The organism is Oscillochloris sp. ZM17-4 (assembly GCF_019599295.1).
In the GTDB taxonomy this organism is placed as follows: domain Bacteria; phylum Chloroflexota; class Chloroflexia; order Chloroflexales; family Chloroflexaceae; genus Oscillochloris.
Window position 1 is genome coordinate 56,935 of the sequence record NZ_JAIEWN010000029.1, and the last position, 15,332, is coordinate 72,266.

The 15,332-nt window shown below is 68.3% G+C and carries 12 protein-coding genes and 1 pseudogene; 6 read left to right on the forward strand and 7 right to left on the reverse strand.

The genetic code is table 11. From position 1 onward, the window contains the following. Positions 1–226 precede the first annotated feature (226 nt). Both trpE and trpS read right to left on the reverse strand, forming a co-directional pair. A complete protein-coding gene (gene trpE, locus K2Z83_RS18985) occupies positions 227–1,726 on the reverse strand; it encodes an anthranilate synthase component I (protein ID WP_220596764.1) in 1,500 nt (499 codons plus the stop codon). Between the two features lie 211 nt (positions 1,727–1,937). Next, positions 1,938–2,984: a tryptophan--tRNA ligase gene (gene trpS / locus K2Z83_RS18990; RefSeq protein ID WP_220596765.1), complete on the reverse strand. Its 1,047-nt coding sequence runs from the start codon at positions 2,982–2,984 to the stop codon at positions 1,938–1,940. Positions 2,985–3,043: 59 nt separating this feature from the next. On the opposite strand from trpS, the gene K2Z83_RS18995 reads away from it, so the two are divergent. Continuing rightward, positions 3,044–4,984: a hypothetical protein gene (locus K2Z83_RS18995; protein WP_220596766.1), complete on the forward strand. Its 1,941-nt coding sequence runs from the start codon at positions 3,044–3,046 to the stop codon at positions 4,982–4,984. A 59-nt stretch (positions 4,985–5,043) separates the two neighbouring features. Here K2Z83_RS18995 and K2Z83_RS19000 read toward each other — a convergent pair whose 3' ends face one another. After that, positions 5,044–6,405, reverse strand: a complete 1,362-nt coding sequence (locus tag K2Z83_RS19000) for a TrpB-like pyridoxal phosphate-dependent enzyme (protein ID WP_220596767.1) — start codon at positions 6,403–6,405, stop codon at positions 5,044–5,046. A gap of 480 nt (positions 6,406–6,885) precedes the next feature. Here K2Z83_RS19000 and K2Z83_RS19005 point away from each other — a divergent pair, with 480 nt between their 5' ends. From K2Z83_RS19005 to K2Z83_RS19015, 3 genes are all read left to right on the forward strand, one after another. Beyond that, on the forward strand, positions 6,886–7,590 hold the full coding sequence (locus tag K2Z83_RS19005; protein ID WP_255604257.1) for an MATE family efflux transporter: 705 nt from the start codon (positions 6,886–6,888) through the stop codon (positions 7,588–7,590). Positions 7,591–7,611: 21 nt separating this feature from the next. Beyond that, positions 7,612–8,520 carry a DUF72 domain-containing protein gene (locus K2Z83_RS19010; protein WP_255604258.1) on the forward strand — a complete coding sequence of 303 codons (909 nt, stop codon included), beginning with the start codon at positions 7,612–7,614 and terminating at the stop codon, positions 8,518–8,520. A gap of 120 nt (positions 8,521–8,640) precedes the next feature. Next, complete coding sequence (locus K2Z83_RS19015) at positions 8,641–9,585, forward strand: metallophosphoesterase (RefSeq protein WP_220596769.1); 945 nt, start codon at positions 8,641–8,643, stop codon at positions 9,583–9,585. On the opposite strand, the gene K2Z83_RS19020 is transcribed toward K2Z83_RS19015, so the two are convergent. Together K2Z83_RS19020 and K2Z83_RS19025 are read right to left on the reverse strand one after the other, a co-directional pair. Then, positions 9,569–10,609, reverse strand: a complete 1,041-nt coding sequence (locus tag K2Z83_RS19020) for an NAD(P)-dependent oxidoreductase (protein WP_220596770.1) — start codon at positions 10,607–10,609, stop codon at positions 9,569–9,571. The two genes, K2Z83_RS19015 and K2Z83_RS19020, sit on opposite strands and share 17 nt — an antisense overlap. Positions 10,610–10,656: 47 nt before the next feature. Beyond that, positions 10,657–11,925, reverse strand: a complete 1,269-nt coding sequence (locus tag K2Z83_RS19025) for a DUF190 domain-containing protein (RefSeq protein WP_220596771.1) — start codon at positions 11,923–11,925, stop codon at positions 10,657–10,659. Positions 11,926–12,086: 161 nt separating this feature from the next. Here K2Z83_RS19025 and K2Z83_RS19030 point away from each other — a divergent pair. Beyond that, positions 12,087–12,359: pseudogene (locus K2Z83_RS19030) on the forward strand (FHA domain-containing protein); the annotation flags it as partial. A gap of 84 nt (positions 12,360–12,443) precedes the next feature. Here the strand turns inward: K2Z83_RS19030 and K2Z83_RS19035 are convergent. After that, positions 12,444–13,019, reverse strand: coding sequence for a DUF1997 domain-containing protein (locus K2Z83_RS19035; protein WP_220596772.1), 576 nt, complete (start codon positions 13,017–13,019; stop codon positions 12,444–12,446). A 218-nt stretch (positions 13,020–13,237) separates the two neighbouring features. Here K2Z83_RS19035 and K2Z83_RS19040 point away from each other — a divergent pair, with 218 nt between their 5' ends. Then, positions 13,238–13,618: a hypothetical protein gene (locus K2Z83_RS19040; RefSeq protein WP_220596773.1), complete on the forward strand. Its 381-nt coding sequence runs from the start codon at positions 13,238–13,240 to the stop codon at positions 13,616–13,618. 124 nt (positions 13,619–13,742) lie between these two features. Here the strand turns inward: K2Z83_RS19040 and K2Z83_RS19045 are convergent. After that, a partial coding sequence (locus tag K2Z83_RS19045) for an ATP-dependent DNA helicase (RefSeq protein ID WP_305082512.1) occupies positions 13,743–15,332 on the reverse strand: 1,590 nt, incomplete at its 5' end.

Below are 15,332 nucleotides of genomic sequence, written 5' to 3' on the forward strand. Positions count from 1 at the left end.
CTTACTCGGCAATGCAGGCACATCTCAAGAATCCCTAAAGATTATAAGCTCACTTGCTCACATCTGAGGCATTGGCAATTTCATTACGAGTTAAGATAGGACAAGATTGAGCGGGAGGGTTTTAGCGAGGGCGAAGCCCTCGTCGAAACCCTCCCGCTATGGTGTCAGCAACAACGCGGTCTACTGATGAGTATGTGGGAGCGCGAAGCGCTCCCACATACTCCCGCTACAGATCATCCGCCGCGTCGATCGCCCGCAGCGAGGCGGCGGCCTTGTTACAGCTCTCGACGTACTCGTACTCGGGGGTGCTGTCGGCCACCACCCCGGCGGCGGCCTGGGCGTAGGCCACCCCGTCCTTGACGATCAGGGTGCGCAGGGCGATGCAGGTGTCCAGGTCGCCGTTGAAGCCCACGTGGCCCACCGCCCCGGCGTAGACCCCGCGCTGCTGCTGCTCCAGCTCGGCGATTACCTCCATGGCGCGGATCTTCGGCGCGCCGGTGACGGTGCCGGCCGGGAAGCAGGCCCGCAGGGCGTCCAGCGGCTTGAGGTCGGCGCGCAGCCGGCCCGTCACCGCCGAGACGATGTGCTGGACGTGGCTGTACTTCTCGATCACCATGAAGGTCGGCACCTCCACGCTCCCCGGCTCGCTGATCCGGCCGACATCGTTGCGGCCCAGATCGACTAGCATCAGGTGCTCGGCGCGCTCCTTCTCGTCGGCCAGCAGCTCGGCGGCCAGGCGCTCGTCCTCGGCGGTGTCCTTGCCGCGCCAGCGCGTCCCGGCGATCGGGCGCGTCTCGACGTTGCCGTCCTGCACCTGGACGAGCATCTCGGGTGAGGCGCCCACCAGGTCGCCCTCGCCGGTGCGGATGTAGAACATGTAGGGCGAGGGGTTGATCGTGCGCAGCGCCCGGTAGATCGTGAAGCTGTCGGCGGCGGTGGGCTTGCTGAATCGCTGCGAGATCTGCACCTGGAAGATATCGCCGGCCATGACGTACTCTTTGGCCACCAGCACGGCCTGCTCGAACTCCTCGCGGGTGCGGTTGGAAGCCACCGGCACCGGCTCGCGGGCCGGCGTCACGCTGTGCGGCTCGTAGTTGCGGGCCACGGCCGGCGACGCCTGGGGCAGCGGGCGCATCAGCCGGGCGATCACCGCCTCGATCTTGCCCACCGCGCGCTGGTACTCGCCCGCCAGGTCCTCGGCGTCGAGGTGGGCGTGCGAGATCACCAGGATCTTATGCTTCACGTGGTCGAAGACCAGGATAGTGTCCACGAACATCCACCAGCTGTCGGGCATGTCGTAGGCGCGGGCGGCGGGCATGGGCAGGCGCTCGAAGCAGCGGGCCGCCTCGTAGGCCAGGTAGCCCACCGCGCCGCCGACGAAGATCGGTAGGCCGGGGATACGCACCGGGCGGTAGGCGCTCAGGTAGCTGTCGAGCACCAGCAGCGGGTCCTCATACTGCAGCGTCTGCTTATAGCCGCCCTGGGTCGCCTGGGCCACCCCGTCGTGCATGCGCAGGATCTGGTAGGGGTCGCTGCCGATGAAGGAGTAGCGGCCCACATTCTGCCCGCCGGTCACGCTCTCCAGCAGGAAGGACGGCCCAGCCTGGGCCAGCTTCAGGTAGGCCGACACCGGCGTCTCCAGGTCGGCCAATATCTCGCGGTAGACCGGGCAGAGGTTGCCCTGCGCGCGCAGGGCGCGCATCTCATCTAGGGTCGGTGAGTACATGGGTATCTCCTGATGTAAGGGCGCAGCAGGCGCTGCGGATCATCGGCGCAACGGGCACATCTACCAGCGCCTGCTGCGCCCCAACGGTCGCGCTGCGGATCATCGGCCCAACGGGCACATCTACCAGCGCCTGCTGCGCCCCAACGGTCGCGCTGCGGATCATCGGCCCAACGGGCACATCTACCAGCGCCTGCTGCGCCCCTACGATGCGTCACGCCGGTAACACAAACCCCATCCGCTCCATCACCTCGCGCAGCTTAGGGTCGGCCACGGCGCGGGCCTGGGCGGCGCCGATGGCCAGGATGCGGTCGAGCTCGGCTGGGTCGCCGATCAGGCGCTCGTAGCGCTCGCGGATGGGCCGCAGGCCCTCGATCACCGCCTCGGCCACGTCGGCCTTCAGCGCGCCGTAGCCCTTGCCGGCGAAGTGGGCCTCGATCGCGGCGCGGCTCTGGCCGGTGAACAGCTCGTAGATCTGGAGCAGGTTGTTCACCCCGGCGCGGGCCGGGTCGGCGCTGAAGCCGATGCTGCCAAAGGCGTCGGTGACGGCGCGCTTGATCACCCAGCGGATCTCCTCGGGCGTGTCGTTCACGCGGATGGCGTGGCCGCGGGTGAAGTCGCTCTTGCTCATCTTCGACGTCGGGTCGTTGAGGGCCATGATCCGCGCGCCGCTCTCGCGGATGACCGGCTTGGGCACCACGAAGGTCTCGCCGTAGAGCCCGTTGAATCGCTGGGCGATGTCGCGGGTCAGCTCGACGTGCTGCTTCTGGTCGTCGCCCACCGGCACCTCGTCGGTGTCGTAGAGCAGGATATCGACGGCCATCAGCACCGGGTAGTTGAGCAGGCCGGCCAGCACGCTCTCCTGCCGCTGGGCCTTCGCCTTGTACTGGGTCATGCGCTCAAGCCAGCCCAGCGGCGTCTGGCAGGTCAGCAGCCAGCAGGCCTCGGCGTGGGCGCGCACGTGGCTCTGGACGAAGAGCGTGGTCTGCGCGGGGTCGATCCCGGCGGCGATCAGCAGCGCCGCCAGCTCGCGGGTCTGCCGGCGCAGGTCGGCGGGCTCCTGCGGCACGGTGATCGCGTGCAGGTCGACGAGGCAGATGAAGTTGGTCTTCTGGCCCTGGCCGGCCACCCACTGCTGGATGGCGCCCAGGTAGTTGCCGATATGCAGCATCCCCGAGGGCTGGATGCCCGAGAAGACGCGCGCGCGCTCCCCGGCGACCCCGGCGACCCCGGCGATTGTGGTGTACGCCGAACGGGCCATGTAATGGTATACTCGGGCCATCTTATCTCGCCAGAATATATTTTATTACATAACGTATTATGCCTCGTCGCATCCTGCTGGCCCTGGCCGTGCTCCTGCTGATCACGCTCATCCCGAACGCCCCGGCCCGCGCCCAGACCATTGCCTCATTCACCAGCGAGCGCCCGGTGGTGTCGCCGCTGACGCCGGCCCTGATCTATGTGAATGTGCAGGGCTACACTGGCCCGGCCCAGCTGCTGATCTTCGACCCGGCCGGCCGCACGGCCGGCGCCTTCGAGCTTACGCTGAGCGGCGGCTACGGTGCCGTCCAGGTGCTGCCGCGCGGCGCCCTCGGCCAGCACTGGGGCGCGCTCTTCGTCAACGGCGCCCAGGTCTACGCCGGCACGATCTACACCCTCGACGCCGACACCACGGTGCAGACCGGCGCCCCCGCCTTCGACACGCTCTACGACAAGGTCCGCGGCTTTATGGCCAGCGACCGCCTGAGCTACAGCCTCGACGGCGCCCAGGTCGCCGGCTACCGCTCTCCCGACAGCCCGCTGCTCTGGCTGCGCGACCACTACTACCAGAACCGGGCCTTCCGCTACTTCGAGCAGGACCTGCGCAGCCTGCCCGAGGCCTTCGCCCGCGCCCAGCTGCCCGACGGCAGCCTGCCCGACTTCCTGGCCCGCCCCGAGTGGGGCATCCCGGCCTTCCGCACCCCGGTCGAGGCCGACGTGGAGTTCCTCTATGTCCAGCTGATCTATGAGACCTGGCAGACCACTGGCGACACAGCCTGGATGCTGGGGATGCTGCCCTCGGCCCAGAAGGCGATTGCGTATACGCTGACCAGCCCAGAACGCTGGGAGCCCTACCTGGGCCTGGTGAAGCGGCCCTTCACGATCGACACATGGGACTTCGAGTACGGCCCGACCACCAGCGACCCGCGCACTGGCAACCCGGCCCCGCGCCACTGGATCGACGGCCAGACCAAGTGGGGCATCTTCCACGGCGACAACACAGGCCTGGCTGAGGCGCTGCGCTCGCTCTCGACCATGGAGCAGCAGGCGGGGCTCTGGGACAGCGCCTACAGCCGGCGGGCGCTGGCCGACGACATTATGACTCGGCTGAACGCCCTGAGCTGGAACGGCAGCTTCTACACCCACCACGTCAAGCTCGTGCCCTACGATGTCCCCGGCGTCGATGAGGCCACCCAGCTCAGCCTCTCCAACGCCCTGGCGCTCAACCGCGGCGTGCTGACGGTGGAGCAGGGCCGCATGATCGTCGGCGAGTACCTGCGCCGGCTCCAGGCCAGGGGCCGGGTCGCCTTCGCCGAGTGGTGGAGCATCGACCCGCCCTTCCCGCCCGGCGCGTTCGGGCTGAACGGCCGGCTGGGCGAGCGCCCCGGCGAGTACGTCAACGGCGGGGTGATGCCGCTGGTCGGCGGCGAGCTCTCGCGCGGGGCCTTCCGCTACGGCTACGAGGAGTACGGCTTCGACATCCTTGAGCGCTACGCCGACCTGATCAGCCGCACCGGGGCCAGCTACCTCTGGTACTACCCCACCGGCGGCTTCGCCCCGGTCAACGAGTTCCTGGGCACCGACGGCTGGGGCTCCAGCGCCATGCTCGGCGCCCTGGTCGAGGGCGCGGCCGGCGTCGAGGACAGCGGGGTCAACTTCAGCGGGGCGACGATCAGCCCGCGCTGGCCGGCCGCCCCGCGCGACAAGGTGGGCGACGCCTATGTGGTGGCGCGCTACGCGAGCACCGGCGGCTACGCGGCCTACCGCTGGCACTACGCGCCGGCCCTCAAGAAGGGCGGCCCACAGTCGATCACGGTCGAGGCCACCGGCAGCGGCGACGGCAGCACCCTGCGCATCCTGCTGCCCGCCGCCGCCCGCCAGGTGACGCGAGTCACCCTCAACGGCCAGACCGTCGCCCCGGTCATCGAGACGGTCGGGCTGAGCCGGTATGTGGTTATAAAGGCCAATGGGCCAATTGTTCAGGTGCAAGTTAGTTTTTAGTGTTGAGTGTTGAGTGTTGAGCGTTCGGACACTCAACACTCAACACTCAACACTCGGGATTATCCGACCGAGGGCAGCCCCGCCAGGGCCATAGCTACTTCCTCAGCCGAATATTCGAAATCCTGAAGTCGCCCTGACATAAAGTCCTGGTACGCTGTCATATCGAAGTGGCCGTGGCCGCTGAGGTTGAACAGGAGCGTCTCGCTCCTGCCCTCCTCCTTGCAGCGCAGCGCCTCGCGGATGGTCGCCGCCACCGCGTGGTTGGCCTCGGGGGCGGGCAGGATACCCTCGGTGCGGGCGAACTGGATCCCGGCCGCGAAGGTCTCAAGCTGCTGGATGGCCGTCGCCTCGATCGTGCCCAGGTCGGCCAGGTGGCTGACCAGCGGCCCCATGCCGTGGTAGCGCAGGCCGCCGGCGTGGATGCCCGAGGGCACGAAGGTGCTGCCCAGGGTGTGCATCTTGGTGATCGGCGCGAGGTGGGCGGTGTCGCCGTAGTCGTAGGCGAACTTGCCCTTGGTGATCGAGGGGCAGGCGGACGGCTCGACCGCCAGCACCCGCACGTCGCGCTCGCCGCGCAGCTTCGCGCCGATGAAGGGGAAGGTGAGCCCGGCGAAGTTCGAGCCGCCGCCGGTGCAGCCGATAAGAACATCCGGGTAGTCGCCGGCCATCTCCATCTGGGACATGGCCTCCTGGCCGATCACCGTCTGGTGCAGCATGACGTGGTTGAGCACGCTGCCGAGGGCGTACTTGGTGTCCTCGCGCTGGACGGCCATCTCGACCGCCTCGGAGATCGCGATGCCGAGGCTGCCGGTGCTGTCGGGGTGCTCGGCCAGGATCGCGCGGCCGCAGGCCGTCTCGGCGCTGGGGCTGGCCACCACGCTCGCGCCGTAGACCTCCATGAGCGCGCGGCGGTAGGGCTTCTGGTGGTAGCTCACCTTGACCATGTAGACCTTGACCTCAAGGCCGAAGAGGGCGCCGGCGAATGCCAGCGAGGAGCCCCACTGGCCGGCACCGGTCTCGGTGACGAGGCGCTTGACGCCCTCCTGCTTATTGTAGTACGCCTGGGCGATAGCGGTGTTCGGCTTGTGGCTGCCGGCCGGGCTGACGCCCTCGTACTTGTAGTAGATCTTCGCCGGCGTGTCGAGGGCGGCCTCCAGGCGGCGGGCGCGGTAGAGCGGGGATGGCCGCCACTGCCGGTAGATCTGCTGGACCTCCTCGGGGATATCGATCGAGCGCTCGGCGCTGACCTCCTGCATGATCAGGGCCATGGGGAAGAGCGGCGCGAGGTCGGCCGGGCCGAGGGGCTGGCCGGTGCCGGGGTGCAGCGCAGGGGCCAGCGGCGTCGGCAGGTCGGCGGCGATGTTGTACCAGCTGGTGGGCATGCGGTCTTCGCTGAGCACGTACTTGATCATGTCTGGCATTGGAGATTCTCCTTGAGTAGGGACGCAGCACGCTCTGTCCCTACGCGCGTCACAACAACAAAAAACCCCCCGACCCGAGCTGGGTCGAGAGGCGAGAAAAACTCGTGGTGCCACTCTCGTTCGCCGGCCCTCTCGGGCGCGGCGCACTTTGCGGGTACTGTCGGCGGTGCCGCTCCATACCCATCGCCCTGATAACGGCGGCGTCTCCGGCGAAGACTACTTATGAATGTTGAATATTGAATGCTGAATGTTGAATTGTCGGACAATTCAACATTCAACATTCAACATTAAAAATTCTGTTCGTCCTGCGACTCCCAGGGCCATTCCGCGCCGCCGTGTGCGCCGGCCTTTCACCATCTGCCGGCTCGCTGGGCACCGTGTTGCGCGTACTCGTCCTGCTCAACGTCGCTGCTCTGAAGTTGCGCGGAGTATAGCAGGCCAGTCGCGGCGTGTCAACCGATGCGATGGGCATGGCAGGGTATGTGCATCCTGGTGGCCGTGCTGCTGCGCGGCCGCAACGATGTGCGCGCCGGCGGCGGCGGCAGCTGGCGGCCCAGCCTCGGCGTGTTCCGCGGCATCCTCAAGGTCGGCGTGCCGGCGGCCCTGGAGGAGGTGCTGGTGATCGGCGCATTCGCCACCCTCACCCCGATCGTCGCCACCCTCGGCACCGTCTCGCTGGCCGCCCAGCGCGTGGTGATCAACATCCTCTCGCTCTCCTTCCTGCCCGGCCTCGGCTTCGGCCTCGCCGCCACCGCCCTGGTCGGCCAGGCCATCGGCGCACGCCGCCCCGACGAGGCCCGCGCCGTGATCAGCATCTCGCTGCGCTGGGCGATCATGTGGATGGGCGGGCTCGGCCTGCTCTTCTTCATCTTCGCCGAGTCCCTGGTGCGGATCTTTAGCGCCGACCCGGCCATGATCGCCACCGGCGCCGCCGCCATCCGCGTGGTCGCCTTCACCCAGCCCTTCTGGGCGGCCACCTTCGTCTACGCCGGGGCGCTGCGCGGCACCGGCGACACCCGCACGCCCCTGGTCATCACCGCCGCCGCGATCTGGTCGGCCGTCGGCCTCGGCGTTATCTTGATGAACACCTCCTTCCACAGCCTGGCCGGGATCTGGGCCGCCTTCCTCGTCGTCGGCCCCTTCGAGACCTTGGTCTACTGGCGGGCCTGGCGCAGAAAATGTTGAAGGTTGAATGTTGAATGGCGAATGCCGCTATTCAACATTCAACCTTCAACATTCAACAGTATGCAGTTCTACCTCGGGTGCGCCGTCTGGGCCTACAAGGACTGGGTGGGCGACCTGTTCCCCGCCGGGAGCAGGAGCGCCGACTTCCTGCGCCTCTACGGGCGCCGGCTGACGGCGGTGGAGGGAAACACCACCTTCTACGCCACGCCGAGTCCCGAGGTGGTGTCGCGCTGGGCCGCCGAGACGCCCGACACCTTCCGCTTCTGCCTGAAGCTGCCGCGCGCGGTGAGCCACGCCGGCCCGCTTGTGGCCCAGGTCGCCGCCGCCCGCGCCTTCGTCGAGCGGGTGGCCCCGCTCGGCGAGCGCCTCGGCCCCTTCTTCCTCCAGCTGCCGCCCGGCTACGGCCCGGCCCAGCGCGGCGACCTTGCCCGCTTCCTGGAGGGCTGGCCCCGCGAGCACCCCCTCGCCGTCGAGCTGCGCCACGCCGACTGGTACGCCCCGGCCCACGAGCAGCGGGCCATGGAGCTGCTTGGCCGACTCGGCATTGGGCGGGTGGTCATGGACGTGCGGCCCATCCGCCAGGCCGACGATGCGGGCGAGCTGCTCGACGGCGCCCGCGAGCGCAAGCCCGACGTGCCCATGCACCCCCTGCGCAGCGGCGGCATGGCCATGGTCCGCTACATCGGCCACCCCGACCCGGCCCGCAACGATGCCTGGCTCGACGAGTGGGCGCCGCGCATCGCCGCCTGGCTCGCCGAGGGGACCGCCGTCTACTGCTTCATGCACTGCCCCGACGAGTCTCGCTCGCCCGCCCTCTGCCGGGCCATCCAGCGCCGCCTCCTGGCCCTCGGCGCCGTCCCGCCGCTCCCCTGGGACACCCTCGCCGAGGCCCCGCCCGACGCCCCGCCCGAGCAGCTGAGCCTGTTTTAGCCCGCCGCGCCGCCTGCCGTTCATCCCCTCGTCACGTGGGGGGGCTATACTGGTGGGGGCATGGGCCACAGCACTCAACCTATAATCGACCATCGGCAATCCCACGAGGAGCACAGCATCATGGCGAGCACCACACATAAGGCGGGGGATAAAGACGCGAAGCGCCCCGACAACCCGTTCGCCCCGCTGCCGGGCCGGGTGCGCTACTCGGCGCGCTGGCTGGGGGCGAGCGCCGGGGCGACGGCGCTCGCCGCGCTGGCCGTGGCGAGAGGCGGGCCGCGGGCCGCCGCGGCCATCGGGGCGGCGGGGGTCGCCGGGGCGACCTACGCGACATCATACGAGCCGAGCCGGCCGCGCATGGAGCGGATCAGCCTGCGCTTCCCCGGCCTGCCGCCGGCGCTGGACGGGCTGCGCATCGGGCAGCTGAGCGACCTGCACCTCGGGCACCGCTTCGCCATCGAGAACACGCGCTGGGCGGTGGCCCAGATGGTCGATGAGGGGCCCGACCTGCTGGCGCTCACCGGCGACCTGGTCAGCTACACGCGCAACATCGCCGAGCTGCCGGGCCTGCTCGCCCCGCTGCGGGCGCCGCTGGGCATCTACGCGGTGCCGGGCAACCACGATCACTGGGAGGGCATGCCCGCGATCGCCGCGGCCCTGCGGCCGCTGGGCGTCGAGTTCCTGGTCAACGCCCGGCGCAGCCTGCGCTGGCGCGGCGCCGAGTTCACCCTCGCCGGCGTGGATGACGCCTGGGACGGCGAGATGGATATGGCCGCGGCCCTGGAGGGGGCTCCCGCCGGCGGCTTCACCGTGCTGCTCTGCCACATGCCCGACATGGCCGACGAGGCCGCCCAGCGCGGCGTGGACCTGCAGCTCTCGGGGCACACCCACGGCGGCCACATGCGCCTGCCCTGGCTGGGCTCCTTCGTCCTGCCGCGCCACGGGTGGCGCTACCCCATCGGCCTCCACCACGTCGGGCGCACCCAGGTCTATGTGAGCCGGGGCATCGGCCCCTGTCCCCTGTCCCCTGTCCCCTGTCCCCTGTCCCCTAGAAGAACACCTTGATGATCTTGAGGACGCCCTGGCTCCAGGGGACGCGGTGGGAGACGCCGGTGGCGCCCTTGAAGTCGGCCTCGTGGGCCACGTACCACTGGTAGTTGCGGATGAGCGACTGCTTGTTCGAGTACTTCGGCGCGAAGCCCAGGATGCGCTCGGCCTTCTCCACCGAGACGAAGGAGTCCTCGGTGACGGTGCCGTAGGCCCACTTGTAGACCGGGGAGAGCTTGAGCGCCGAGAGCACCGAGAGGGCCAGCACCATGGGCGCGCTCGGCACGCTGATGATCTTCTTGCCCTTGCCGGCGTACTCCAGCACGGCGCCGAAGTCCTCTTTGATCGTCGTGTACTCTTTGGCGCCGATGTTGAAGGTGTCGTTGACCTTCTCGCGATCCAGGGTGGCGCAGCGGTAGATGGCGTCGCAGAGATCCTCGACATCGAGCAGCTGGTAGCGGTTCTTGCCGTTGCCGGGCAGCGGGAAGTTCTTGCCGTCCTTGGCCCAGTCGTAGAGCAGGGCGAAGATGCCGAGGCGCTCGGGGCCGATGAAGGACTTGGGGCGCACGATCGAGACGCACATGCCCTGCTCGCGGTAGCTGGCGCAGATCTGCTCGGCGCGCACCTTGGCCTCGCCGTAGGGGCCGACGCCGTCGAGCTTATCATCCTCGACCAGGGGGTGGTGGTCGGGGATGCCGTAGACCGCCGTGGAGGAGACGTGGATGAAGCGGTCGACCGTATGCTCCAGGGCCGACTGGAGCACATTGCGGGTGCCGTCGATATCGGTGGAGAAGATATCGGCGGGGGTGTAGAGGGGCAGGGCGGCGGCGGTGTGGATGACCACATCGACGCCCTCCATGGCCCGGTCGACGGCGGCGCGGTCGCGGATATCGCCGGTGTGGGCGTCCACCCGGTCGCGCTCGGGGTAGTCGAAGGGGGCGATGTCGAGGGTACGAACCGTATGGCCCTGCTCCAGCAGGTAGCGCGCCAGGTTGATGCCGAGGAACCCGGCCCCGCCGGTGATCATAAAGGACTTTTGCATAGGTGTGTTGGGAGCTTATGGGAAGCTGGCCGCTTCCCAGAGGCTCATTACTCGCTCTGTTGTAGGAGGGCCCTGATCAGGCCGCCGCGCGCTATTATACCCAACAATCGTCCATCCCCATCAACGACCGGCATGCTATCGACGCCAAGCTCAAGGATGTGGCGTGCGGCGTAGGTAATCGGGAGCTCGGGCCTGAGGGTGGGCGGCTCAGGCGCGACAAGGGCGTCGAGGGCGCGGCCGGCGCCGATGCTGACAGGGGCGTGCCCATCAGGCCCTGGGCGCTGGATGGCGGCGAGCAGCGCGGCGCGATCCTCACCGGCGAGGGCGGTGAGGGCGCCGGCGAGGTCGATCGTGCCGCGCAGGTGGCCGACGCCGTCGGTGATCAGGATGCGGCGGGAGGGCGCGGACAGCAGCTGGGCGAGGGCGAGGGCGAGGGGTCGGCCGAGGGCCAGCTGCGGCGCGATCGTCTGCATCACCAGGCCGACGGTGGCGGGCGGCTCGGCCGGGCTGACGGCGCTCTCGGCCGGCTCAGCCTGCTCGACGGCGGCGCGCAGCACATCATCCTGACCGATGATCCCGGCCAGGATGCCGTCGCGGCCGATCACCGGGATCTGGGCGTAGCCCCACTCGACCATAGTGACGAGCGCCTGGGGCAGGCTGGTGCTGAGGGAGACGCTGCGCGGCTCGGCGCTCATCACCTCGCGGACGCCCCTGCCGATCAGGGGGGCGAGGATCGCGTCGCGCTCAGCGGGGGTGAGCAGGCGGATCAGCGCGGGGGGCAGGCGCAGGCCCACGCGCCAGGTGAGCTCCTGCTCGGAGAGCATGCCGACGAGGGCGCCATCAGGGCCGACGATGGGCAGGGCGGCGATCGGGCGCTCGATCAGCAGGGCGATGGCCTCGCCGAGGCTAGCGCTCACGGGCACAGAGGGGGCCGGGGTTCGCATCGTATCGCCGACGGTGCGGTCGACGGCGAAGGGGCCGCTGGCGCGCATCACGGCGCGGTAGACCGGCACATCCTCGACGGTGACCATCGCCTGCTCCAGCAGCTCGTCGAGCAGGGGCAGCAGGCGGGCCACGCGGTCGGCGCGGTCGATCCACTCGATCACCACAGGCTGGCGCTGGCTGGCCGGCTCGATCAGGCTGGTGCTGATGCGATGGCCCGGGCCAAATCCGGCAAGCCCCTGGATCGCCGTGGCGCCGGTGGCCCCGGCGCTACGCAGCCGATCCAGCACCGCCAGGTATCGGGGGCGGCCTTCCCACTGGTCGTCGCGGCTCAGATACATGCGGACGCGCTGGACGTGCTCTGATGATGGCATAGGGTTGATCCGTAGCGGGTGCGTTATGGCGATTCTATCATCGTAGAAAAATGACTCATTTTCTATTGACAGCGGGCGATGCCGCATGATACAACATGCATCTAACCGGCTCGCCCGGTTTTGCCCCTGATCAGACAGCGCCGCATCGAAAGGGAGCCGCCATGGCCAAGTCGCTTGTGCTCACCGGGATCTCCGGATCGCGGGCCGGCCTGCAGACGATCGTGTCGGGCCGTTTGAGTATAATCGGCAGCAGTGGCAGCTGTGATGTGGTGCTGCACGACCGGCAGGTGCTGCCGCGGCACGCCGAGATCCGCGTGCTGCTCGACCGCTGGTTTATTGTGCCGCTCGACGCGGGCGGGCTGGTCTTTATCAACGGCACGCCCGTGCGCGGGAAGCAGCGCATCGACGAGAATGATCTGGTGACGGTGGGGACGGCGACGTTTAAGGCGGCGATCCAGGATGTGAACGAGGTCGGCACCACCCGGCGCTGGTCCCGCTTGTGTATTCCCCCAGACGTCCTACTCGCCGCTGGCCCAGGCGTGGAAGTCGGTGGTGATGTTGTTGGTGAACCCCGTGATCATCTGGGTCATCTTATGCTCCATCGAGCGCTCGGCCAGGTTCTGGAGAAAGTGCTGGGGCATGAGGCGGAGCACCGACGGCACAGGGATATCCATCGCGATATCGACGGTGTACTCGATGGCGGTGCCGTCGCGCTCGGGGAAGAAGACCGCCTCAGCGGAGAGGGCGCCGTTAAAGACGAGGCCAGGGATCCTGGCCGGCGGGCCGCTGTCGTCGGGGACGACGCGGATCGACTGGCCCGGCGCGTGGATGGCCAGCAGGTCGAAGATCGCGGCCATCGTGTGCCCGTGGCCGTCGGTCGCGCCGACGACGAGACGGTAGCGGTTGGGCCCATAGGGCTGGATGTCGAGGGCGTCGGGAAGCAGCTGGAAGACGGCAGGGACGTCGCAGAAGTACTCGTAGGCGAGATCGGCGGGGGCGGCGAAGCGGAAGACGTGGACTGCCTGGCCGCCAAGCTGGACAATATGTCTGCCGGCGCGATCTACCCGAGGGCTGGTTGGGCTGGCCGTTGCCATACGGCGCTCCTTGCGCGGGTGGGCGACGAGCGCCTCACCGGCCTGTCGTGATTCCCTTGCATATATGCAAGCATTCGATGCAGGCGATTATAGCATCTCGCCGATCTTTATGCAAGATAATGACTGCGAAATCATCGAGCGGCGGCTACAACGCGTTGACTTTTTATCTCTAGCGTAATAAGATGCAGCCAGGTCACATGGAGCGGAAGGAGTCACCAATGAGCGAGCGACCGCAGGGCAGCACGACGGGGATCTTCGGAATCTTGTTCCGTGAGACGGGGCTGTTCTTGGAGCAGGCCCTTCAGCGGGCCGATGTCCAGGGGAAGGAGACGTTCGACTGGGTCGATCAGCAGGCGAAGCAGGCGTCGCAGTGGGCCGACCAGCAGGCGAAGCAGGCGACCCAGTGGGCCGACCAGCAGACGAAGCAGATGAACCAGTGGGTTGATCGTCAGCTGACCGAGGATCAGAAGCGCCGGGCGAACGAGTCATCGGCCCGCCGCGCCGACGCCGAGTCGCGCCTGCTTGAGCAGATGCGGCTCGCGAAGCAGGCCGGCCTGAATGTCGACGACGTTCTGGCGAAGTTTCGCGGCGAGAAGTAAGCGCATCATTCTCAAAACCGGGGTTGCTTTGACCAACATGGCCAGCGAAGCTGGCCATGTTGGTCAAAGCAACCCCGGTTTTGTTGCCAGCACAACACTGTACACGGTGAGGGTGAGGTGACATCTACACCAGAAACCGGGCGGCGAGGGCCGGCAGCTGCTTGAGCGGGCCGGTGCGCACGCGGGTGTGGGGCAGCGAGGCCAGGAACTGCTGGCCGTAGCGCTTGCTGATCAGGCGCTTGTCGAGGATCACCACGATGCCGCGGTCCTCGCGGGAGCGGATGAGCCGGCCGAAGCCCTGCTTGAACTTGAGGATGCTCAGCGGGACGCTGTACTCGCCGAAGGGGTCGTCGAAGCGCTCGCTGCGCGCGGCGTAGATCGGGTCGGTGGGCACGGCGAAGGGCAGCTTGGCGATCACCAGCACCGAGAGCGCGTCGCCCACGACATCCACGCCCTCCCAGAAGCTGCTGGTGCCGAGCAGCACCGTGCGCGGGAACTCCTTGAAGCGGTCGAGCAGCGAGCGGCGCGAGCCGTCGATGTTCTGGCCGAGCACGGCGATCTCCAGCTCCTCAAGCGGCTCCTGGATGGCCGCGTAGGTCTGCTTGAGGGCGCTGTTGGCGGTGAAGAGGGCCAGGGTGCGCCCGCCGGTGGCGCCGCACAGCTCGACCAGGGCCTGCTCGACGGCCTGCTGGTAGCCGCGCTGGTTCGGCTCGGGGATGTCGCTAGGGATGAAGACGAGGGCCTGGCGCTCGTAGTCGAAGGGGCTCTCGAGCATCAGCTCCTCGGGCTCGGGCAGGCCAAGCCGATCGCGCACAAAGTCGAAGCGGCCCTCGATCGTCAGGGTGGCCGAGGCGAGCACCGCCGTCTGCTTCTGGGCGAAGAGCTGGGCCGCGAGGATCTCGGCCACGCTGAGCGGCGCGGCCAGCAGGCTGAGCGTGTCGCGCAGGCGGTCGTGGTTGAGCCAGCAGATGCTCTCCTCGTTGCCGAAGATGATGTGGCCCGTCTGCACGCGGGCCTCCAGGGCGAAGCGGTTGAGGAAGCTGACCCGCAGCATCAGCTCGTCGTAGCCGGGGATGCCGTCGCCCTCCATATCGCGCAGCATGGCGTCGATCTTGCCCAGCCCGTCGCCGATCGTGGAGAGCCCGTCGATCAGGTTCTGCCAGCCGGCCTGGATGGCCTGCCAGGCCGGCTTCCTGCGCACCTCTGGGGTGAGCCGCAGGCGCGTGTCGTACTGGTTGGACTCCGTCGCGCCGGCGACGAAGCCAGCGAGCTGGTTGAAGCACTCGTAGATGGTGGCGCGGGCGCGGACGAGGGAGGGCTGGATCTGGCCGGCGATTTGGGCGATCTTCTCGCGCTCGGCCGGCTCGGCGGAGCTCTCGCTGAGATACTTCGGCAGCTCAGAGAGCAGGCCGCTCACCGCCTGGGCGCCGCCCTCGTAGTAGAGGTCGTCGAGGAACGTGATCAGGGCGGCCTGGTCGACCGCGAAGCTGAGCTGGTCGGTGGCGACATCCTCAAGGTTGTGGGCCTCGTCGACGATCAGGTGCTCGTAGGCCGGCAGCACGTTTGACTGGGCCGAGAGGTCGGCGATCAGCAGGGCGTGGTTGACCACGACGATATGGGCGGCCTCGGCCCTGCGGCGGGCCTGGAAGAAGTAGCACTCGCGGAAGTGGGTGCAGCGCGGGCCGATGCAGGTCTCGGGGGTGACGTTGACCCG

What these genes read in the sequence shown, in the direction of transcription:
- trpE (WP_220596764.1), bottom strand. Translation starts at nt 1,726, where the DNA reads ATGTACTCACCGACCCTAGATGAGATGCGCGCCCTGCGCGCGCAGGGC.
- trpS (WP_220596765.1), bottom strand. Translation starts at nt 2,984, where the DNA reads ATGGCCCGTTCGGCGTACACCACAATCGCCGGGGTCGCCGGGGTCGCC.
- K2Z83_RS18995 (WP_220596766.1), top strand. Translation starts at nt 3,044, where the DNA reads ATGCCTCGTCGCATCCTGCTGGCCCTGGCCGTGCTCCTGCTGATCACG.
- K2Z83_RS19000 (WP_220596767.1), bottom strand. Translation starts at nt 6,405, where the DNA reads ATGCCAGACATGATCAAGTACGTGCTCAGCGAAGACCGCATGCCCACC.
- K2Z83_RS19005 (WP_255604257.1), top strand. Translation starts at nt 6,886, where the DNA reads ATGTGCATCCTGGTGGCCGTGCTGCTGCGCGGCCGCAACGATGTGCGC.
- K2Z83_RS19010 (WP_255604258.1), top strand. Translation starts at nt 7,612, where the DNA reads ATGCCGCTATTCAACATTCAACCTTCAACATTCAACAGTATGCAGTTC.
- K2Z83_RS19015 (WP_220596769.1), top strand. Translation starts at nt 8,641, where the DNA reads ATGGCGAGCACCACACATAAGGCGGGGGATAAAGACGCGAAGCGCCCC.
- K2Z83_RS19020 (WP_220596770.1), bottom strand. Translation starts at nt 10,609, where the DNA reads ATGCAAAAGTCCTTTATGATCACCGGCGGGGCCGGGTTCCTCGGCATC.
- K2Z83_RS19025 (WP_220596771.1), bottom strand. Translation starts at nt 11,925, where the DNA reads ATGCCATCATCAGAGCACGTCCAGCGCGTCCGCATGTATCTGAGCCGC.
- K2Z83_RS19035 (WP_220596772.1), bottom strand. Translation starts at nt 13,019, where the DNA reads ATGGCAACGGCCAGCCCAACCAGCCCTCGGGTAGATCGCGCCGGCAGA.
- K2Z83_RS19040 (WP_220596773.1), top strand. Translation starts at nt 13,238, where the DNA reads ATGAGCGAGCGACCGCAGGGCAGCACGACGGGGATCTTCGGAATCTTG.